The organism is Pseudomonas palleroniana, assembly GCF_022836895.1.
Lineage (GTDB): Bacteria > Pseudomonadota > Gammaproteobacteria > Pseudomonadales > Pseudomonadaceae > Aquipseudomonas > Aquipseudomonas palleroniana.
In genome coordinates, this window is the sequence record NZ_CP092411.1 from 1,636,525 (window position 1) to 1,657,180 (window position 20,656).

Below are 20,656 nucleotides of genomic sequence, written 5' to 3' on the forward strand. Positions count from 1 at the left end.
TTTTTTTGCTCCAAGGCTGGGTATAGCGCGGACGTTTCGGTCCGCTTGTGATGGTCAGGAGGTTCAACGTGAACAAGTCGTTGCTGGTTGGTGCGGTACTGGGTGCTGTCGGTGTGACTGCCGGGGGCGCTGTTGCCACCTACAGCCTGGTTAAAAGCGGCCCTGAGTATGCGCAAGTGTTGGCGGTGCAGCCGGTCAAAACCCAGATCAAAACGCCTCGCGAAGTGTGCAAGGACGTTGCAGTTACTCGGCAGCGGCCGGTACAGGATCAGCACCAGATCGTCGGTACCGTGGTCGGTGCCTTGGCCGGTGGCCTGTTGGGCAACCAGGTCGGTGGCGGTAATGGTAAGAAGCTGGCCACCGTGGCCGGTGCGGTCGGTGGCGGTTATGCCGGTAACAAGGTTCAGGAAGGCATGCAGAACCGTGATACCTACACGACTACGCAGACTCGCTGTAACACCGTCAACGACATCAGCGACAAGGTTGTCGGGTATGACGTGCGTTACAACCTGGATGGCAAGGAAGGCACCGTGCGTATGGATCGCGATCCAGGTGGCCAGATTCCGGTCGACAAAGAAGGTCGCCTGATCCTGGGTCAGAACCAGCAGTAATTCCAAGCCTGGTTCAGTTCCAGTGTGGGAGGGGGCTTGCTCCCGATAGCGGTAGGTCAATTAGTGCATAACTGACTGACCATCGCCATCGGGAGCAAGCCCCCTCCCACATTTGCTATTTGGTTGTTGCTGGTCGTCAGGTGTGGGTCAAACGCAGTGCATAAAAAAAGCACCCCGAGGGGTGCTTTTTTTGTGCTCGCTGGCTTAGCGCTTCAGCGAAGCCGGCAGGTGCGGCTGGATCGCCGTCAGTACTGCCTTGAAGCATTTGGTGTTGCCGGCAACGACGTGGCCTTTTTCCAGGAAGTCGTGACCGCCGGTGAAGTCGCTCACCAGGCCGCCGGCCTCTTGGATCAGCAGGGCGCCTGCGGCCATGTCCCACTCGGACAGGCCCGACTCCCAGAATGCATCAAAACGACCGGCTGCGACGTAAGCCAGGTCCAGGCTGGCTGCGCCGGCGCGGCGGATGCCGGCGGTCTGGCCAACCAGGGCGCGGAACATGCCCAGGTAGTTTTCCAGGTTGTCCATCTGGTCATCGCGGAACGGGAAGCCGGTGCCCAGCAGGGCGCCTTCCAGGCTGGTGCGGCCGCTGACGCGCAGGCGCCGACCGTTCAGTTGGGCGCCACGGCCACGGCTGGCGGTGAATTCTTCCTGGCGCACAGGGTCCAGCACAACGGCGTGTTCCAGGCGGCCACGGTATTTGCAGGCAATGCTCACGGCAAAGTGCGGGATGCCGCGCAGGAAGTTGGTGGTGCCGTCCAGTGGGTCGATGATCCACAGGTAGTCTTCGCCTTCGCCGCTACCTTTGTGCAGGCCGGTTTCTTCGCCGAGGATGCCGTGGGTAGGGTAGGCCTTGCGCAGAGCGTCGATGATTTTCTGTTCGGCGGCGCGATCCACCTCGGATACATAATCCTTGGCGTCTTTTTCGTCGACCTTGATGGTATCCAGGCGCTCGATGGAGCGGAAGATCAATTCACTGGCGCTGCGGGCGGCGCGCAGCGCGATATTCAGCATGGGCTGCATGGATGTGTCACCTAAGGTTGTTAAAGAAAGCCGCGCATTCTAGCAGAAACTTTCTTCAGGTGAAGGACGACGTTCGCTTTCGTGGCATAACCTTAGGCTGTTCTGTAAGATTTGCTCCCCTTTCCCGTGTCCGAGAGCGCCTCCCTTGCTGCAAAACATTCGTGTCGTCTTGGTCAATACCAGTCATCCCGGCAACATCGGCGGGGTGGCGCGAGCCATGAAAAACATGGGGCTGACGCGCCTGGTGCTGGTCGAACCGCGTGTGTTCCCGCACCACGAGGCCGATGCTCGCGCTTCGGGCGCCAATGACATTCTTGAGAAGGCCCAGGTGGTTGCCACCTTGGAAGACGCCTTGGTCGGCTGCAACCTGGTGCTCGGCACCAGTGCGCGTGACCGTCGTATCCCATGGCCACTGCTGGACCCGCGTGAATGCGGTACCAAAGTGGTGGAGGAGGCGGCTGGTGGCGCTGAAATCGCCTTGGTGTTCGGCCGTGAAGACTCCGGCCTGACCAATGAAGAGCTGCAGCGATGTCATTACCACGTGCACATTCCATCAGACCCCGGGTTCAGTTCGCTGAACCTTGGGGCGGCCGTGCAGGTGTTGACCTATGAAGTGCGCATGGCCTGGCTGGCGGCTGCCGGCCAGCCGAGCAAAGTGGAAAAGGAAGAGGTTGCCTCGACCAAAAGTGGCGAACTGGCCACCATGGACGAGCTGGAACGATTCTATGAGCACCTGGAGCAAACCCTGGTAGCCATCGAGTTCCTCGATCCTGAAAAACCACGGCACTTGATGGCGCGCCTACGCCGCTTGTACGGGCGTAGCTCGGTGAGCCGGGCAGAAATGAATATATTGCGTGGCATCCTCACGGAAACCCAGAAAGCGGCCCGTGGTGAGCTTCTTGAGCGGAAGGATTAAAAATGTTCGAGCGTTTGCGAGAAGATATCCAGAGTGTTTTCCACCGTGACCCGGCGGCGCGCAACGCCTTTGAAGTGCTGACCTGCTATCCGGGCATGCACGCGATCTGGCTTCACCGCCTGTCCGGCGCCTTGTGGGGCGCGGGCTGGAAGTGGCTGGCGCGACTGGTCTCGAACTTCGGGCGCTGGTTGACCGGTATCGAGATTCACCCGGGGGCCAAGGTGGGGCGCCGCTTCTTCATCGACCATGGCATGGGCATCGTGATTGGCGAGACGGCCGAGATTGGTGATGACGTCACTCTCTATCAGGGCGTGACGCTCGGCGGTACCAGTTGGAATAAAGGCAAGCGCCACCCGACGCTGGGTGATGGCGTGGTGGTCGGGGCTGGGGCCAAGGTGCTCGGGCCGTTTACCGTCGGTGCCGGTGCCAAGGTCGGCTCCAACGCGGTGGTGACCAAGGCTGTCCCACCGGGGGCTACCGTTGTCGGCATTCCGGGCCGAATTATCGTCAAGCCGCAGGCTGACGACGAGCAGGAAGCCAAGCGCAAGGCCATGGCCGAGAAGATCGGCTTCGATGCCTACGGCGTCAGCGAAGACATGCCTGACCCGGTGGCGCGTGCCATTGGTCAGTTGCTCGACCACCTGCAGGCGGTCGATGGCAAGTTGGATGGCATGTGTGGTGCGCTGAAGGAGCTGGGTAGCAGCTACTGTGCGAAAGATCTTCCTGAGCTGCGCGAAGAAGACTTCGCCGAGATCAAGAGCGAAGCCGCTACCAAGGCCAGCTGAGGCTCTATGAGCCCCAAAAATCCAGTGTGGGAGGGGGCTTGCTCCCGATAGCGGAGTGTCAGTCACTACATTTATGACTGATGCACCGCTATCGGGAGCAAGCCCCCTCCCACATTTTGATCTCCATTGGTCCCTGGGTTTCTACACGGCCTTGTTCGCGCTGTTCGTCCCCAGCCCATCCTGCTATGATTCGCGCGCCCTTTTTACGGGTAATCCTGACTAAAGTACTAGGTCTTATAGTTGACTTAAATACTCGGGAATCGCATACTTGCTCCCATTCTGAAACACCTTGGTACTTGTCCATGAGACTGACTACAAAAGGCCGATACGCGGTGACCGCCATGCTCGACTTGGCCTTGCACGCGCAAACTGGGCCGGTGTCCCTGGCCGATATCTCCGAGCGCCAAGGCATTTCCCTGTCCTACCTCGAGCAACTGTTCGCCAAATTGCGTCGGAGTAACTTGGTTTCCAGCGTGCGTGGGCCGGGTGGTGGCTACCAACTGTCCCGCGATATGCAGGGCATCCAGGTAGCCCAGGTGATCGATGCGGTCAACGAATCCGTCGACGCAACCAAATGCCAGGGCCTGGGTGATTGCCATGCCGGCGACACCTGCCTGACGCACCACCTGTGGTGCGACTTGAGCCTGCAGATCCATGAGTTTTTGAGTGGTATCAGCTTGGCTGATCTTGTGACTCGCCGTGAGGTGCAAGAAGTAGCCCAGCGTCAGGACCAGCGCCGTTGCAACACCAAGGCGCCGCGTCTGGACAAGATTGAAGCGTCCGCCGTCGAGTGACAGCCGAAGAGCTAACGGTGCGCCAGCCAGCCTGATTTAGGAGAAAGTCCATGAAATTGCCGATTTACCTTGATTACTCAGCGACCACCCCGGTTGATCCGCGTGTCGCGCAAAAGATGAGCGAATGCCTGCTGGTTGACGGAAACTTCGGCAACCCAGCCTCCCGTTCCCACGTTTTCGGTTGGAAAGCCGAGGAAGCGGTCGAGAACGCTCGTCGTCAGGTCGCGGACCTGGTTGGCGCCGACCCTCGTGAAATCGTCTGGACTTCCGGTGCTACCGAGTCCGACAACCTGGCAATCAAGGGCGCCGCGCATTTCTACGCGACCAAAGGCAAGCACCTGATCACCACCAAGATCGAGCACAAGGCTGTCCTGGACACCATGCGCCAACTGGAGCGTGAAGGTTTCGAGGTCACCTACCTTGAGCCAACCACCGACGGTATCGTCACCCCGGCCATGATCGAAGCCGCGCTGCGTGAAGACACCATCCTGGTTTCCGTGATCCACGTGAACAACGAAATCGGCACCATCAACGACATCGCGGCCATCGGCGAGCTGACCCGCTCCAAAGGTATCCTGCTGCACGTCGACGCTGCCCAGTCCACCGGCAAGGTCGATATCGACCTGTCGAAGCTGAAAGTCGACCTGATGTCGTTCTCTGCCCACAAGACCTACGGCCCTAAGGGCATCGGCGCGCTGTACGTGAGCCGCAAGCCTCGCGTGCGCATCGAAGCCACCATGCACGGTGGCGGTCACGAGCGCGGCATGCGCTCCGGTACCCTGGCGACCCACCAGATCGTCGGCATGGGCGAAGCGTTCCGTGTGGCCAAGGAAGACATGGCTGCCGAAAACGTGCGCATCAAGGCGTTGAGCGATCGCTTCTACAAGCAGGTCGAAAACCTTGAAGAGCTGTACATCAACGGCAGCATGACCGCTCGTGTACCGCACAACCTGAATTTGAGCTTCAACTACGTCGAAGGCGAGTCGCTGATCATGGCGCTCAAGGACCTGGCGGTTTCGTCCGGTTCGGCCTGCACCTCGGCCTCCCTTGAGCCGTCCTACGTGCTGCGCGCCCTGGGCCGCAACGACGAACTGGCACATAGCTCGATCCGCTTTACCTTCGGCCGCTTCACCACTGAAGAACAAGTCGACTACGCCGCGCAGAAAGTCTGCGAAGCCGTCAACAAGCTGCGCGTTCTGTCGCCGCTGTGGGACATGTTCAAGGACGGTGTCGATATCTCCAAGATCGAGTGGGCGGCACACTAAATATAGAAGCCGCCACCCAAGCTCTGTAGGAACGTGGCGGAAAACGCAGGCGTTTCTACAGGGTTCCAGAGCGGCCCTGATGAGTGAGGATTCAGTACCATGGCTTACAGCGAAAAGGTCATCGACCACTACGAAAACCCGCGCAACGTCGGCAAGATGAACGCGGAAGACCCTGATGTCGGCACCGGCATGGTCGGCGCTCCGGCGTGCGGCGACGTGATGCGCCTGCAGATCAAGGTCAACGAGCAGGGCATCATCGAAGATGCCAAGTTCAAGACTTATGGCTGCGGTTCGGCCATCGCTTCCAGCTCCCTGGCGACCGAGTGGATGAAAGGCAAGACTCTGGATGAAGCAGAGACCATCAAGAACACTCAGCTGGCCGAAGAACTGGCCCTGCCGCCCGTGAAAATCCACTGCTCGGTACTCGCGGAAGACGCCATCAAGGCGGCCGTTCGCGACTACAAGCAGAAGAAAGGCTTGATCTAAGCATTTGGCGACGAGTAAGGAGTCAACGATGGCTATCAGCATGACAGAAGCGGCTGCACGGCACGTGCGACGCTCCCTGGATGGGCGCGGTAAAGGTGAGGGGATTCGTCTGGGTGTGCGCACCACGGGCTGTTCCGGCCTTGCCTATGTGCTGGAGTTTGTCGACGAGGTGGTTGCGGAAGACCAGGTGTTCGAAAGTCACGGCGAGAAAGTGATCATCGACCCTAAAAGCCTGACCTACCTGGACGGCACCGAACTCGACTTCGTCAAGGAAGGGTTGAACGAAGGCTTCAAGTTCAACAACCCCAACGTGCGCGGTGAGTGTGGCTGCGGCGAAAGCTTCAACATCTGAGGCTATTCGTGGGTACTCCTTGTCATTTCGCTTTATTCGAGCTGCAGCCGAGCTTTCGGCTGGACCTTGAGCAGCTTGCCACGCGCTACCGAGAATTGGCGCGCGGCGTACATCCGGACCGCTTCGCTGACGCTTCCGAGCGTGAGCAACGCCTGGCGCTGGAGCAGTCTGCCAGCCTCAATGAAGCCTATCAGACGCTCAAGAGCCCGCCCAAGCGCGCGCGTTACCTGCTCGCGATGAAGGGTGGCGAGTTGCCGCTGGAAGTGACGGTGCACGATCCGGACTTCCTGATGCAGCAGATGCAGTGGCGCGAAGAGCTTGAAGACTTGCAGAACGAAGCCGATCTGGCCGGTGTTGCGGTCTTCAAGCGTCGTCTGAAAGCGGCCCAGGATGAGCTCAACGAAAGCTTCGCAGCCTGTTGGGATGATGCAGCGCAACGTGAGCAGGCCGAACGCCTGATGCGGCGCATGCAGTTCCTCGACAAGCTCACCTACGAAGTGCGCCAGCTAGAAGAGCGCCTCGACGATTAACCCAGTGCTGCCCGTGTCGCACGCCTGATAGACAGATAAGACCTGATTACCATGGCTCTACTGCAGATCGCCGAACCCGGCCAAAGCCCTCAACCGCACCAGCGTCGCCTGGCGGTCGGGATTGACCTGGGCACCACCAATTCCCTGGTTGCTGCCTTGCGCAGCGGCCTGTCCGAGCCGCTGCCCGACGCTGACGGCCAGGTTATCCTGCCGTCCGCCGTGCGCTACCACGCCGATCGCACCGAAGTCGGTGAGTCGGCCAAGTTGGCAGCGTCTACCGATCCTTTGAATACCGTGCTGTCGGTCAAGCGCTTGATGGGTCGTGGTCTGTCCGACGTCAAGCAATTGGGCGACCAGCTGCCTTACCGCTTCGTCGGCGGCGAGTCGCACATGCCGTTCATCGACACCGTGCAGGGCCCGAAAAGTCCTGTGGAAGTGTCGGCCGATATCCTCAAGGTGCTGCGCCAGCGTGCGGAAAACACCTTGGGCGGCGAACTGGTCGGTGCGGTGATCACGGTTCCTGCTTATTTCGATGACGCCCAGCGCCAGGCCACCAAGGATGCGGCCAAGCTCGCCGGCCTGAACGTGCTGCGCCTGCTCAACGAACCGACCGCTGCGGCTGTGGCCTACGGCCTGGACCAGCACGCCGAGGGCCTGGTTGCGATCTATGACCTGGGCGGCGGCACCTTTGATATCTCGATCCTGCGCCTGACCGGCGGCGTCTTCGAAGTGCTGGCTACCGGTGGCGACAGCGCCCTGGGCGGCGATGACTTCGATCACGCTATTGCTGGCTGGATCATCACCAATGCCGGTTTGTCCGCCGATCTGGACCCGGGCGCCCAGCGCAACCTGCTGCAAGCTGCCTGCGCGGCCAAGGAAGCGCTGACGGATGCGGCCTCTGTGCAAGTGTCCTACGGCGACTGGTCGGCCGAGCTGACTCGCGAAGCCTTCGATGCGTTGATCGAGCCGATGGTGGCCCGTAGCTTGAAAGCCTGCCGTCGCGCGGTGCGTGACTCCGGTGTCGAGCTGGAAGACGTCGGCGCGGTGGTGATGGTCGGCGGTTCTACCCGCGTGCCGCGTGTCCGCGAGGCGGTGGCCGAAGCTTTTGGTCGTCAGCCGTTGACTGAAATCGACCCGGACCAGGTCGTCGCTATCGGCGCAGCGATCCAGGCCGACACGTTGGCGGGTAACAAGCGTGACGGCGGCGAACTGCTGTTGCTTGACGTGATTCCGCTGTCCCTGGGGCTGGAAACCATGGGTGGCCTGATGGAGAAGGTGATTCCACGCAACACCACGATCCCGGTCGCCCGCGCTCAAGACTTCACCACTTACAAAGATGGCCAGACGGCCATGATGATTCATGTGCTGCAAGGCGAGCGCGAGCTGATCAGCGACTGCCGCTCCCTGGCGCGCTTTGAATTGCGCGGCATTCCGGCGATGGTGGCGGGTGCGGCGAAGATTCGCGTGACCTTCCAGGTCGACGCCGACGGCTTGCTGAATGTGGCTGCGCGTGAGCTGGGGTCGGGGGTTGAAGCCAGTATCCAGGTCAAGCCGTCCTACGGCCTGACTGACGGCGAAATCGCCAAGATGCTCAAGGATTCGTTCCAATATGCCGGTGATGACAAGGTCGCCCGTGTCTTGCGTGAGCAGCAGGTGGATGCCCAACGTCTGCTCGAAGCGGTGCTGGGCGCCCTCGATGCGGATGGCGAACGCCTGCTGGATGCCGAAGAGCGCATGGTCATCGACCTGCAGATGCAGGAATTGGCCGAACTGATGAAAGGCACCGATGGGTACGCCATCGAGCAACAGACCAAGCGCCTGTCGCAAGTGACCGACGCTTTTGCCGCCCGCCGCATGGATCAGACGGTGAAAGCCGCGCTGGCCGGGCGCAACCTGAATGAAATCGAGGAATAATTAATGCCGCAGGTCATTTTTCTGCCACACGCCGAGCATTGCCCGGACGGTATGGTCGTGGAGGCTGAGACCGGCAAGTCCATCCTCGAAGTTGCCCATGACAACCACATCGAGATCGAGAGTGCCTGTGGCGGTGTCTGCGCCTGCACCACCTGCCACTGCATCATCCGCGAGGGTTTCAACTCCCTTGAAGAAGCCGATGAGCTGGAAGAAGACTTTCTTGATCGTGCGTGGGGCCTTGAGGCGCAATCGCGCCTAAGCTGTCAGGCAAAGGTCGGGACTGAAGACATCACTGTCGAAATTCCGAAGTATTCGCTCAACCATGCGGCCGAAGCGCCGCATTGATTCAAGGAAATGTCATGAGCCTGAAATGGGTTGATGTACAAGAAATCGCCATTCTGCTGGCTGATGGTTATCCGGATCTGGACCCTTATTCGCTGAACTTTGTCGCTTTGCGTGACATGGTCATGGCTTTGCCGGGGTTTGAGGATGAGCGGGACCGTGGCGGCGAAAAGGTCCTGGAAGCTATCCAGACCGCCTGGAAAGAAGAACAGGACTGACGCCTTCCTCACGCAGTTAGGCAATACCCAATAACCCGCGTATAATTCGCGGGTTTAATTTTTCGTAAATTACCGTTTCTGGAGTTACACCATGGCTGTTCAACGTACTTTCTCCATCATCAAGCCTGACGCTGTTGCAAAAAACGTCATCGGCGAGATCACCACTCGTTTCGAAAAAGCCGGCCTGAAGGTTGTAGCTTCGAAACTCAAGCAACTGTCCAAGGCTGAAGCTGAAGGCTTCTACGCTGAGCACAGCGCTCGTGGTTTCTTCGGCGACCTGGTTGCCTTCATGATCTCCGGTCCTGTTGTTGTTCAGGTTCTGGAAGGTGAAAACGCTATCGCTCTGAACCGTGAGCTGATGGGCGCTACCAACCCTAAAGAAGCCGCTGCCGGCACCATCCGTGCTGACTTCGCCGAGTCCATCGACGCCAACGCTGTTCACGGTTCGGACTCCGAAGCCGCTGCTGCTCGCGAAATCGCTTACTTTTTCGCTGCTACTGAAGTAACCGCTCGCTAAGCATCGGCTTAAAGAGTGAGGGTGAATCCATGACTACATCGACTGTTAAAACCAACCTGCTGGGGCTGACTCAACAGGAAATGGAAAAATTCTTCGACTCAATCGGGGAGAAGCGTTTCCGTGCCGGTCAGGTAATGAAGTGGATTCACCACTTTGGCGTCGACGATTTCGATGCCATGACGAACGTCAGCAAGGCCCTGCGCGACAAGCTCAAGGCCATTGCCGAAGTCCGTGGTCCTGAAGTGGTCAGCGAGGACATCTCCAGCGACGGCACCCGTAAGTGGGTGGTGCGCGTGGCGTCCGGCAGCTGCGTCGAGACCGTATACATTCCCCAGGGCAAGCGCGGCACCTTGTGCGTTTCGTCCCAGGCAGGCTGTGCCCTGGACTGCAGTTTCTGCTCCACCGGCAAGCAAGGCTTCAATAGCAACCTCACCGCCGCCGAAGTCATCGGCCAGGTGTGGATTGCCAACAAATCCTTTGGCAGCGTCCCGGCGACCGTCGACCGTGCCATCACCAACGTGGTGATGATGGGCATGGGTGAGCCGCTGCTGAACTTCGACAACGTTGTTTCGGCCATGCACCTGATGATGGACGACCTGGGCTACGGTATCTCCAAGCGCCGTGTGACCCTGTCGACCTCCGGCGTGGTACCGATGATCGATGAGCTGTCCAAGCACATCGACGTCTCCCTGGCGTTGTCGCTGCACGCACCCAATGACGCATTGCGTAACCAATTGGTGCCGATCAACAAGAAGTATCCGCTTAAGATGCTGCTCGAATCTTGCCAGCGCTACATGTCGTCCCTGGGCGAAAAGCGCGTGCTGACCATCGAGTACACCTTGCTCAAAGACATCAATGACAAGGTCGAACACGCGGTCGAGATGATCGAGTTGCTCAAGAACATCCCGTGCAAGATCAACCTGATTCCGTTTAACCCGTTTCCTCATTCTGGCTACGAACGGCCGAGCAACAACGCCATCCGTCGTTTCCAGGATCAACTGCACCAGGCCGGTTACAACGTCACCGTACGCACCACGCGTGGCGAAGACATCGACGCCGCCTGTGGCCAATTGGTAGGGCAGGTGATGGACCGCACCCGCCGCAGCGAGCGCTACATCGCGGTGCGTGAATTGAACGCCGCCGACGATTTGCCGCAAATTGCTGTGAATCGAATCTGAGAGAGGATCTCTATGCCCTTGCGCCTTGCGCTGCTCTTGCTTGTTGCCGGCCTTGCGGCCGGTTGTGTTTCATCGGGCCATGAGCGCCCGTTGCAGACCGGTAAAGGCCGTGATGAGGCGCGTGTTGCCTATGTGCAACTGGGCTTGGGTTACCTGCGCCAAGGCATGAGCGAGCAGGCCAAGATGCCCTTGAAAAAGGCCCTTGAACTGGACGGTGGCGATGCCGACGCGAATGCCGCCCTCGCCTTGGTGTTCCAGGCCCAGGCCGAGCCTGAATTGGCCGAGCAGTATTTTCTCAAGGCCCTGGCCTCCCGACCTGCTGACCCACGGTTGCTGAACAATTACGGCAGCTTCCTGTTCGAGCAGAAACGCTATGACCAGGCCGCAAGTTATTTCCAGCAGGCATCCGCCGATACTCTTTACCCGGAGCGGTCGCGGGTATTCGAGAACCTGGGCGTCACTTCGGTGCGTCTCGGTCAGCGCGACAATGCCCGCCAGCAACTGGAAAAAGCCCTGCATTTGAATAGTCGCCAGCCACGGGCCTTGCTCGAAATGGCTGAGTTGTCTTACGAAGACAGGCATTATGTGCCGGCACGTGACTATTACGAGCGCTTTAGCCTGCTCAGCGGGCAAAATGCACGTAGTCTATTGCTCGGTGTGCGCTTGGCGACGGTTCATGACGAACCTGATACCGCCGCACGTTTTGGCCAGCAACTCGAACGACTCTATCCCGGTACGCCGGAATATCAGCAATACCTGTCGGAGTAATGATGAAAGCGGCGCCCCCGGAAGTTGTAGCAGCTAATCGCGTAAACCCAGGCGAGACCTTGCGTCAGGCCCGCGAAAGCAATGGCTGGTCGCTGGCAGAAGTGGCCCTCAAGCTCAATTTGACCAGCACGTCCCTGGCCAACCTGGAGGCCGGCGCGTTCGACAAGTTGCCGGGGCATACCTTCGCCCGCGGCTATATCCGTGCCTACGCCAAGTTGCTGGGCATCGACCAGGCCGTGCTGGTCCAGGAATTCGACCAGTTCACCGGTACCGACTCCCAGGGCAGCAATGTCCATGGCCTGGGGCGTATCGAAGAGCCCGTGCGTGTATCCCACACCATTTTGCGTATTGTCAGCCTGTTGCTGCTGGTCGCCGTGATCGGCGGTGGTTTCGTCTGGTGGCAGGACCAGACCTCCCAGCGCAACAAGGATTTGACCAGTAACGCCCTGGAGCACGTCGAAGTCGAAAGTGCCGACGGCACCACCCAGATTCATCCGTTGGATGAGCCGGAAGACCAGGCCGTTACCGAAGCCCAGGCTGCGCCACAAGCGCCGGCCGTCGCCGATCAGCCGGCCCAGCAAGAGCAAACCCCGCCTGCTGCGACGGCGGCCGTACCGACGCCAGCCGTACCTGCTGCGCCTGCCGCTCCAGCTGCCCAGGCTCATGTGCCGGTCGCACCGGTGCCGGCGCAAGCCGCGGCCGTGCCGGCTACCCCGTCTGCTCCGGCGGTTTCCGCGCCGACCACGCCTGCGTTGATCGCCGGTGATGGCCACATTCAGATCACGTTCATCGCTGACTGCTGGACACAAGTCACCGATGGCAATGGCAAAGTGCTGTTTAGCGGTCTGAAGCGTAAGGGAGATACGCTCGACCAAGGCGGCAAGCCTCCTTTGACGCTGCGTCTGGGCTATGCCCGTGGCGCGCAAGTGGCCTACAACGGCCAGCCTGTGGACGTGGCGCCGTTCACCAGTGGCGAGACTGCTCGCCTCAAGTTGGGACAATAGTCATGCACGGCGAATCTCCAATCAAACGTCGCGTATCGCGCAAGATCTGGGTCGGCTCGGTGCCGGTGGGTGGTGATGCCCCCATCGCGGTACAAAGCATGACCAACAGCGACACCAATGATGTGGCCGCCACCGTTGCCCAGATCAACCGTCTGGAAGCCGCCGGCGTCGACATCGTGCGGGTTTCCGTGCCGGATATGGACGCTGCCGAAGCGTTCGGTCGCATCAAGCAGTTGGTCAAGGTGCCCTTGGTCGCCGACATTCACTTTGACTACAGGATCGCATTGCGCGTCGCCGAGCTGGGCGTGGATTGCCTGCGCATCAACCCGGGCAACATCGGTCGCGAAGACCGGGTGCGTGCCGTGGTGGATGCGGCCCGTGACCGTGGCATTCCGATCCGTATCGGCGTCAACGCCGGTTCGCTGGAAAAAGACCTGCAAAAGAAATACGGCGAGCCTACCCCGGCGGCGCTGGTTGAATCGGCGTTGCGCCACGTTGAACACCTTGAGCGCCTGAATTTCCAGGACTTCAAGGTCAGCGTAAAGGCCTCCGACGTGTTCATGGCGGTCGAAGCCTACCGCTTGCTGGCCAAGGAAATCGTGCAGCCGCTGCACCTGGGTATCACTGAAGCGGGCGGTTTGCGTTCAGGCACAGTGAAATCTGCGGTGGGTCTCGGTATGCTGCTCGCCGAAGGGATTGGCGATACTATCCGCATCTCCCTGGCGGCAGACCCGGTAGAGGAAGTGAAGGTCGGTTACGACATTCTCAAATCCCTGCATTTGCGTTCCCGTGGCATCAACTTCATTGCCTGCCCGAGCTGCTCGCGGCAGAACTTCGACGTGGTGAAAACCATGAACGATCTTGAAGGACGCCTCGAAGACCTGCTGGTGCCGCTGGATGTTGCGGTGATCGGTTGTGTGGTCAACGGCCCCGGTGAAGCCAAAGAGGCGCACATCGGTTTGACCGGTGGCACACCGAACCTGATCTACATCGACGGCAAGCCGGCGCAGAAGTTGACGAATGACAATCTGGTGGATGAGCTTGAAAGGCTGATCCGCGAGAAAGCGGCCGAGAAGGTCGCGGCTGACGCAGCGCTGATCGCGCGCGGCTAAGAACGAATTTAAGGATTAGATGTGAGCAAGTCTCTGCAAGCCATCCGTGGCATGAACGACATCCTGCCGGAGCAGACGCCACTGTGGCGTTACTTCGAGAGCACGGTCGCGCGTCTGTTGGATAACTACGGTTACAAGCAGATCCGCATGCCGATCGTCGAGTTCACCGAGCTGTTCAAGCGCTCCATCGGTGAAGTAACCGACATCGTTGAAAAAGAGATGTACACCTTTGAAGACCGCAATGGGGACTCCCTGACCCTGCGTCCGGAAGGTACCGCCGCGTGCGTGCGCGCCGTGCTCGAACATGGCATCACCGGTGGTGGCCAGACCCAGAAGCTCTGGTACATCGGCCCGATGTTCCGCCACGAGCGTCCACAGAAAGGGCGTTATCGCCAGTTCCACCAGATCGGTTGCGAAGTCTTCAACCTGGACGGCCCGGACATCGACGCCGAGCTGATCGTGCTGACCTGGCGCCTGTGGGGGCAGTTGGGCATCCGCGATGCGGTCAAGCTCGAACTCAACAGCCTGGGCACCAGCGAATCCCGGGGCCGCTATCGCGAAGCCCTGGTCGAGTACCTGTCCGCCCACCTGGACAAGTTGGATGAAGACAGCCAGCGCCGTCTGAAAACCAACCCGTTGCGCGTACTGGATACCAAGAACGCCGACACCCAGGCCGTACTGGTCGACGCGCCGAAAATGGCCGACTACCTGGACGACGAGTCCCGTGCGCACTTCGAGGGCCTCAAGGCTCGCCTGGATGCCGCCGGTATTCCCTACGTGATCAACCCGAAACTGGTTCGCGGCCTCGATTACTACAGCAAGACCGTGTTCGAGTGGGTCACCGACAAGCTTGGCGCCCAAGGTACCGTGTGTGCCGGTGGTCGCTACGACGGCCTGGTTGAGCAGATGGGCGGCAAGCCGACTACCGGCGTGGGTTTCGCCATGGGTATCGAGCGGCTGATCCTGCTGCTGGAAACCCTGGAGCAGATCCCTGAAGAGATTTCCCGTCAGGTGGACGTGTACCTGTGCGCCTTTGGCGAGGCCGCCGAACTGGCGGCCCTGGCCTTGAGCGAAAAAGTACGCGACCAACTGCCGAACCTGCGCCTGCAGATCAATGCCGGTGCCGGCAGCTTCAAGAGCCAGTTCAAGAAGGCTGACAAGAGCGGTGCACTGTATGCGCTGATCCTCGGCGATGACGAGCTGGCCCAGCAAGTGATAGGTTTCAAACCCCTGCGTGGCCAGGGCGAACAACAAAACATTGCCTTTGATGCGCTCGCCGCGCACTTGGCCACCTGCGTCGTGCAGGGTTGAGCTGTCGAACAGCCGAATTTAGCGATTAAGGAGTATTGGGGTGTCGAGTACTGATGATGAGCAACTGGCCGAGTTCAAGGACTGGTGGCAGCGTAACGGCAAGCCCCTGGTTACTGGCGGTCTGCTGGCGTTAGTGGTGGTGTTCGGCTGGCAAGCCTGGCACAAGTATCAGGCCAACCAGTCTCAAGGCGCCTCGATCCTCTATCAGCAATTGCTGGAAACCACGCTGACCCCGAATGGCAAGCCTGACCCGGCGCAGGTTGCCGACCTGGCCGGCAAGCTGAAAAGCGAATTTGGCGGTAGCACCTACGCCCAGTACGGTAGCCTGTTCGTCGCGAAAGTCGCGGTCGACACCGGCAAGCTGGATGATGCAGCCGTTGAGCTGAAGGCCATCGCCGACAAGCCGACCAACCCGACCTTGGGTGAGATCGCACGTCAGCGCCTGGCACAGGTATTGGCGGCACAGAACAAGGCTGACGAAGCACTCAAACTGCTCGACGGCGATGCTGACAAGGCATTTGTGGCCACTCGTGAAGAGCTCAAGGGCGACCTGTTGGTCCAATTGGGTCGTACCGACGAAGCCCATGCTGCGTACCAAAAAGCCAAGGCGGCGCTGTCTGATGAAGCGGCGGTCGGTGGCTTACAAATCAAGCTGGACGACTTGGCCAAAGGGGATGCGTGACGTGATCCGTTGGAAACATGCAGCATTGCTGGCTCTGGCCGTTCTGGCCGCGGGTTGCAGCAGCAACAGCAAAAAAGAACTGCCTCCGGCCGAGCTGACCAGCTTCAAGGAAGAAGTGGTCCTGCAAAAGCAGTGGAGCCGCTCCGTCGGTGACGGCCAGGGTGATCTCTACAACCTGTTGCAGCCGGCAATCGACGGCGACAACATTGTGGCCACTGACTCCACTGGCGTCGTTATGTCCATGGACCGCATGAACGGCGACGTCAAATGGAAGAAAGACCTCGACATGCCGGTTTCCGGTGGTGTGGGCGTCGGCTACGGCATGGTGTTGATCGGTACGCTCAAAGGCGAAGTGGTCGCCTTGGACTCGAGCAACGGTGAAGAGAAATGGCGCGCTCGCGTGACCAGTGAAGTCCTCGCCGCGCCTGCCACCAACGGCGATATCGTCGTGGTGCAGACCCAGGATGACCGTCTGATCGGCCTGGATGCCGCGACCGGCAACCAGCGCTGGTTGTATGACAGCACCCCGGCGGTGTTGACCTTGCGCGGTACCAGTGGTCCGATTGTGACCAATAACCTGGCCGTTGCGGGGCTGTCCACCGGTAAAGTGGTCGCCCTGGATACCCAGAACGGCGTGCCGGCCTGGGAAACCCGTGTTGCCATCCCGCAAGGTCGCTCCGAGCTGGATCGCGTGGTCGACATCGACGGCGGCTTGCTGCTGTCGGGCGAGACGATCTACGTGGCCACTTATCAGGGGCGCGTTGCTGCGCTGGACCTGCAAAGCGGCCGGATCAACTGGCAGCGTGATGCTTCCAGCTACGCCGGTGTCGCCCAAGGTTTTGGCAGCGTCTACGTAAGCCTGGCGTCCGGCACCGTTGAAAGTGTCGACGAGCGTTCCACTACTGCACTTTGGAGCAATGACTCGCTGGCTCGCCGTCAACTGTCGGCGCCGGAAGTGTTCTCCAGCTACGTGGCGGTAGGTGACTTCGAAGGTTACCTGCATCTGCTGAGCCAGGTGGATGGTCGTTTTGTCGGTCGCGAGCGTATCGACAGCGACGGCCTGCGTGTTCGTCCGCTGGTCGTGGGTAACATGCTTTATGTGTTCGGCAACAGCGGCAAGCTGGAAGCCCTGACCATCAAGTAAGAACTATGCTTGGGGCTAGCCCCTCAAGCAGCTTCACCTGTAGGAGCTAGCAAGCTCGCCCCTACAGTCGAGCACCAGCCGCTGCCTTGCAGCGGCTTTTGTATTTTCTGAAATAACGAAGTGGAGAGCCGCATGGTTCCCGTAATCGCCCTGGTGGGCCGACCTAACGTCGGCAAGTCCACCTTGTTCAACCGCCTGACCAGGACTCGCGACGCCATCGTCGGCGACTTGTCCGGTCTGACCCGTGATCGCCAATACGGTGAGGCAAAGTGGCAAGGGCGCTCCTACATTATTGTCGACACCGGTGGTATTTCCGGTGACGAGCATGGCATGGACGAAAAAATGGCCGAGCAGTCGCTGCTGGCCATTGAAGAAGCCGATGTCGTGTTGTTCCTGGTGGATGCCCGTGCGGGCTATACCGCTGCCGACCAGATGATTGGCGAGCACCTGCGCAAGCGCAACAAGCGTTCCTATGTGGTCGCCAACAAGATCGACAACATCGATCCTGAGTTGGCCCGCGCCGAATTCAGCCCGATGGGCCTGGGTGATGCGATCCCGATCGCCGGTGCCCACGGTCGCGGCATCAGCCAGATGCTGGAAATTGCCCTGAGCAGTTTCCCCAAGGATGATGTCGAGGAAGAAGAGGGTGAGGAAGAGATCGTCGCCGAAGGTGAGGAAGCCAAGCGCATTCCAGGCCCGAGCGAGAAAGACGGTATCAAGATCGCCATCATCGGCCGCCCGAACGTCGGCAAGTCGACGCTGGTCAACCGCATGCTCGGTGAAGACCGGGTTATCGTGTACGACCAACCCGGCACCACCCGCGACAGCATCTACATCCCGTTCGAACGTAACGAGGAAAAGTACACGCTGATCGACACCGCCGGTGTGCGCAAGCGCGGCAAGATCCACGAGGAAGTTGAAAAGTTCTCCGTGGTGAAAACCCTGCAGGCCATCAAGGACGCCAACGTGGTGATCTTTGTGATGGACGCCCGCGAAGGCGTGGTAGACCACGACCTCAACCTGCTGGGCTTTGCCCTGGAGGCCGGTCGCGCACTGGTCATCGCGATCAACAAGTGGGACGGCATGACGCCGAGCGAGCGCGATTTCGTCAAGACCGAGTTGCAGCGTCGCCTGTTCTTCGTCGAGTTCGCCGATATCCACTTTATCTCGGCACTGCACGGCACTGGCGTGGGCAACCTCTATGCGTCCGTACAGAACTCGTTCAGGTCTGCGGTCACCCGCTGGCCCACAAGCCGCCTGACCCAGATCCTGGAAGACGCCGTTGGCGAGCACGCGCCGCCGATGGTCAACAACCGCCGGATCAAACTGCGTTACGCCCACTTGGGCGGTGCCAACCCGCCGATTATCGTGATCCACGGTAACCAGATCGAGAAGGTGCCGAAATCCTATGTGCGTTACCTGGAAAACACCTACCGTCGTGTCTTGAAGCTGGTCGGTACGCCGATCCGTATCGAGTTCAAAGGTGGCGAGAACCCATACGAAGGCAACAAGAACACCTTGACTGACCGTCAGGTGAACAAGAAGCGTCGTTTGATGAGCCACCATAAGAAGGCCGACAAGAAGCGCCGCGATAAGCGCTGATTTCGACCACACAGAAAGGGCTCTTGATGAGCCCTTTTTTGTGCGCGGTGGTTTGTGCCTTGACCCGATGCAACCAGCAGCTTAAAACTTGAGGCTTACCTGCAGGGGCCTTTCGATGATCACCAGCAAGCTGCCGAATGTCGGCACGACCATTTTCACCACCATGTCGCAACTCGCTGCCGAAACCGGCGCGCTCAACCTGTCCCAAGGGTTTCCGGACTTCAACGGCCCCCAGGGTTTGCTCGACGCGGTGGGCAAGCACATCGCCCTGGGTCACAACCAATATGCGCCAATGACCGGCCTGCCGGTGCTGCGTCAGCAGGTGGCCGCCAAGATCGCCCGCAGTTATGGCGCCACGGTCAATGCTGACACTGAGGTGACCATCACACCCGGCGCCACTGAGGCGATTTTCTGCGCGATCCAGGCGGTGATTCGCCAGGGTGATGAAGTCATCGTGTTCGACCCTTGCTACGACAGCTACGAGCCCTCCGTCGAGCTCGCCGGCGGTCGGTGCATCCATGTGCAGTTGAGCCTGCAAGGTTTTGCCCTGGATTTTGAAAAGATCAAGGCTGCACTTTCGCCGCGCACGCGCATGATTATCCTCAATACCCCGCACAACCCTACTGGCGCATTGATCAGTCGTGCCGAGCTGGACCAGTTGGCCGAACTGATCCGCGACCGTGATATTTATCTGGTCAGTGATGAGGTTTACGAACACCTGGTATTCGATGGCGTGCCCCACGTCAGCGTATTGGCCCATGCAGAGCTGTACTCGCGTGCGTTCGTGGTCAGTTCTTTTGGCAAGACCTACCACGTCACCGGCTGGAAAACCGGCTACGTCGTCGCGCCACCGGCCCTGACGGCCGAACTGCGCAAGGTGCATCAATATGTCAACTTCTGCGGAGTGACCCCGCTGCAGTATGCTTTGGCCGACTTCATGGCCGAACATCCGGAGCACGTCGACGAACTGCCGGCGTTCTATCAAGCCAAGCGTGATCTGTTCTGCGACCTGCTGACCCCGTCGCGCTTTAGCTTTACCCGGGTGAGCGGTACTTACTTTCAACTGGTGGATTATTCGCAGATTCGCCCGGACCTGGATGACGTCGCCATGTCTCTGTGGATGACCCGTGAACACGGTGTGGCGACCATCCCGGTCTCGGTGTTCTATCAGCACCCACCCCAAGGCCAGCGCCTGGTGCGCCTGTGCTTTGCCAAACGCGAGGAGACGCTGCGACAAGCGGCCGAAAAACTATGCGTGATCTGAGTACATTGCCGAATCTGAATATTGCCCTGGTCCAGACCCACTTGGCCTGGCATGACCGCCAGGCCAACCTTGAACACTTCGAGCTGTTGCTGGAGCAGGCGACAGGGGCTGATCTGATCGTGTTGCCGGAAATGTTCACCACCGGTTTTTCGATGGAGTCGGCCACGCTCGCCGAGCCGGAACAGGGGCCTACCCATCAATGGCTCCAGGCCCAGGCAGCGAAGCACAACGCGGTAATCACCGGCAGCGTCATCATCCAGGCGGCGGACGGCAGCCACCGCAACCGCCTGCTGTGGGCGCGCCCGGATGGCGAGGTGCTGCATTACGATAAACGCCACCTGTTCCGTATGGCGGGCGAGCATGACCACTACACGCCGGGCGAGCGCCAGGTACAGTTTGAATTGAAAGGCTGGCGTATTCGCCCGCTGATTTGCTACGACCTGCGCTTCCCGGTGTGGAGCCGCGACGCCCAGGACACCGATCTGCTGCTGTACACCGCCAACTGGCCGGGTGCCCGCCGCCTGCATTGGAACCGCCTGCTGCCGGCTAGAGCCATCGAAAACCTGTGTTACGTGGCTGCAGTGAACCGGGTGGGCACCGATGGCAAAGGCTTTGCCTATACCGGTGACAGCCAGGTGCTGGATTTCCAGGGCGAGACCTTGCTGAGTGCCGGCGAGGCGGATGGGGTGTTCCAGGTGTGCCTGGTCGCGGCGGAGCTGGCGGATTATCGCACCCGGTTTCCAGCGAACCTGGATGCCGATAGTTTTCAGTTTGTCTGATCGGTTCTCGCTGTTTGTCATTTCGCCATCGGGAGCAAGCCCCCTCCCACCATTTGGAATGC

General features: G+C 59.8%; 23 protein-coding genes. 22 read left to right on the plus strand and 1 reads right to left on the minus strand.

What is annotated here, in order from left to right:
• Positions 1-68 precede the first annotated feature (68 nt).
• Positions 69-611: a glycine zipper 2TM domain-containing protein gene (locus tag MJP36_RS07410; RefSeq protein WP_090368706.1), complete on the plus strand. Its 543-nt coding sequence runs from the start codon at positions 69-71 to the stop codon at positions 609-611.
• Positions 612-815: 204 nt separating this feature from the next.
• Here the strand turns inward: MJP36_RS07410 and suhB are convergent, their stop codons facing one another.
• Positions 816-1,631 (minus strand): type III secretion system regulator SuhB, encoded by an 816-nt coding sequence (gene suhB, locus MJP36_RS07415; protein WP_005791195.1) that lies wholly within the window; start codon positions 1,629-1,631, stop codon positions 816-818.
• A gap of 145 nt (positions 1,632-1,776) precedes the next feature.
• Here suhB and trmJ point away from each other — a divergent pair, with 145 nt between their 5' ends.
• The 21 genes from trmJ (at position 1,777) to MJP36_RS07520 (ending at position 20,594) form a co-directional block, all read left to right on the plus strand.
• Positions 1,777-2,547 (plus strand): tRNA (cytosine(32)/uridine(32)-2'-O)-methyltransferase TrmJ, encoded by a 771-nt coding sequence (gene trmJ / locus MJP36_RS07420; RefSeq protein ID WP_244385127.1) that lies wholly within the window; start codon positions 1,777-1,779, stop codon positions 2,545-2,547.
• Positions 2,548-2,549: 2 nt separating this feature from the next.
• Positions 2,550-3,332 (plus strand): serine O-acetyltransferase, encoded by a 783-nt coding sequence (cysE, locus tag MJP36_RS07425; RefSeq protein WP_060754324.1) that lies wholly within the window; start codon positions 2,550-2,552, stop codon positions 3,330-3,332.
• Positions 3,333-3,634: 302 nt separating this feature from the next.
• Positions 3,635-4,126, plus strand: a complete 492-nt coding sequence (gene iscR, locus MJP36_RS07430; protein ID WP_003194020.1) for a Fe-S cluster assembly transcriptional regulator IscR — start codon at positions 3,635-3,637, stop codon at positions 4,124-4,126.
• 50 nt (positions 4,127-4,176) lie between these two features.
• Positions 4,177-5,391 carry an IscS subfamily cysteine desulfurase gene (locus MJP36_RS07435; RefSeq protein ID WP_078738990.1) on the plus strand — a complete coding sequence of 405 codons (1,215 nt, stop codon included), beginning with the start codon at positions 4,177-4,179 and terminating at the stop codon, positions 5,389-5,391.
• A gap of 99 nt (positions 5,392-5,490) precedes the next feature.
• The gene (gene iscU / locus MJP36_RS07440) at positions 5,491-5,877 is read left to right on the plus strand and encodes a Fe-S cluster assembly scaffold IscU (protein ID WP_007929523.1); all 387 of its coding nucleotides are present in this window, start codon (positions 5,491-5,493) and stop codon (positions 5,875-5,877) included.
• A 28-nt stretch (positions 5,878-5,905) separates the two neighbouring features.
• Positions 5,906-6,229, plus strand: coding sequence for an iron-sulfur cluster assembly protein IscA (gene iscA, locus MJP36_RS07445; protein WP_010565230.1), 324 nt, complete (start codon positions 5,906-5,908; stop codon positions 6,227-6,229).
• 8 nt (positions 6,230-6,237) lie between these two features.
• Positions 6,238-6,759, plus strand: a complete 522-nt coding sequence (gene hscB / locus MJP36_RS07450; RefSeq protein ID WP_244385128.1) for a co-chaperone HscB — start codon at positions 6,238-6,240, stop codon at positions 6,757-6,759.
• A gap of 51 nt (positions 6,760-6,810) precedes the next feature.
• On the plus strand, positions 6,811-8,673 hold the full coding sequence (hscA, locus tag MJP36_RS07455; RefSeq protein ID WP_244385129.1) for a Fe-S protein assembly chaperone HscA: 1,863 nt from the start codon (positions 6,811-6,813) through the stop codon (positions 8,671-8,673).
• Positions 8,674-8,676: 3 nt separating this feature from the next.
• On the plus strand, positions 8,677-9,018 hold the full coding sequence (fdx, locus tag MJP36_RS07460; protein ID WP_032890689.1) for an ISC system 2Fe-2S type ferredoxin: 342 nt from the start codon (positions 8,677-8,679) through the stop codon (positions 9,016-9,018).
• Between the two features lie 14 nt (positions 9,019-9,032).
• Positions 9,033-9,233 (plus strand): Fe-S cluster assembly protein IscX, encoded by a 201-nt coding sequence (gene iscX, locus MJP36_RS07465; RefSeq protein ID WP_060754320.1) that lies wholly within the window; start codon positions 9,033-9,035, stop codon positions 9,231-9,233.
• 91 nt (positions 9,234-9,324) lie between these two features.
• Positions 9,325-9,750, plus strand: a complete 426-nt coding sequence (gene ndk / locus MJP36_RS07470; protein WP_060754319.1) for a nucleoside-diphosphate kinase — start codon at positions 9,325-9,327, stop codon at positions 9,748-9,750.
• Between the two features lie 29 nt (positions 9,751-9,779).
• Positions 9,780-10,928 (plus strand): dual-specificity RNA methyltransferase RlmN, encoded by a 1,149-nt coding sequence (gene rlmN, locus MJP36_RS07475; protein WP_060754318.1) that lies wholly within the window; start codon positions 9,780-9,782, stop codon positions 10,926-10,928.
• A 12-nt stretch (positions 10,929-10,940) separates the two neighbouring features.
• Positions 10,941-11,696 (plus strand): type IV pilus biogenesis/stability protein PilW, encoded by a 756-nt coding sequence (gene pilW, locus MJP36_RS07480; RefSeq protein WP_244385130.1) that lies wholly within the window; start codon positions 10,941-10,943, stop codon positions 11,694-11,696.
• 2 nt (positions 11,697-11,698) lie between these two features.
• Positions 11,699-12,700 carry a RodZ domain-containing protein gene (locus MJP36_RS07485; protein ID WP_060754316.1) on the plus strand — a complete coding sequence of 334 codons (1,002 nt, stop codon included), beginning with the start codon at positions 11,699-11,701 and terminating at the stop codon, positions 12,698-12,700.
• 2 nt (positions 12,701-12,702) lie between these two features.
• Entirely contained in the window at positions 12,703-13,812 is a 1,110-nt protein-coding gene (gene ispG, locus MJP36_RS07490) for a flavodoxin-dependent (E)-4-hydroxy-3-methylbut-2-enyl-diphosphate synthase (protein WP_060754315.1), read from the plus strand.
• A 21-nt stretch (positions 13,813-13,833) separates the two neighbouring features.
• A complete protein-coding gene (hisS, locus tag MJP36_RS07495; protein WP_090368718.1) occupies positions 13,834-15,123 on the plus strand; it encodes a histidine--tRNA ligase in 1,290 nt (429 codons plus the stop codon).
• 40 nt (positions 15,124-15,163) lie between these two features.
• On the plus strand, positions 15,164-15,805 hold the full coding sequence (locus MJP36_RS07500; RefSeq protein WP_060754313.1) for a YfgM family protein: 642 nt from the start codon (positions 15,164-15,166) through the stop codon (positions 15,803-15,805).
• On the plus strand, positions 15,798-16,949 hold the full coding sequence (bamB, locus tag MJP36_RS07505; protein ID WP_060754312.1) for an outer membrane protein assembly factor BamB: 1,152 nt from the start codon (positions 15,798-15,800) through the stop codon (positions 16,947-16,949). The genes MJP36_RS07500 and bamB overlap by 8 nt, the downstream gene beginning before the upstream one ends.
• A 132-nt stretch (positions 16,950-17,081) precedes the next feature.
• On the plus strand, positions 17,082-18,551 hold the full coding sequence (gene der, locus MJP36_RS07510) for a ribosome biogenesis GTPase Der (RefSeq protein WP_090368723.1): 1,470 nt from the start codon (positions 17,082-17,084) through the stop codon (positions 18,549-18,551).
• Positions 18,552-18,666: 115 nt separating this feature from the next.
• On the plus strand, positions 18,667-19,815 hold the full coding sequence (locus MJP36_RS07515; RefSeq protein WP_244385131.1) for a pyridoxal phosphate-dependent aminotransferase: 1,149 nt from the start codon (positions 18,667-18,669) through the stop codon (positions 19,813-19,815).
• Positions 19,803-20,594, plus strand: coding sequence for an amidohydrolase (locus tag MJP36_RS07520; RefSeq protein ID WP_060754309.1), 792 nt, complete (start codon positions 19,803-19,805; stop codon positions 20,592-20,594). The genes MJP36_RS07515 and MJP36_RS07520 overlap by 13 nt, the downstream gene beginning before the upstream one ends.
• Positions 20,595-20,656 lie beyond the last annotated feature (62 nt).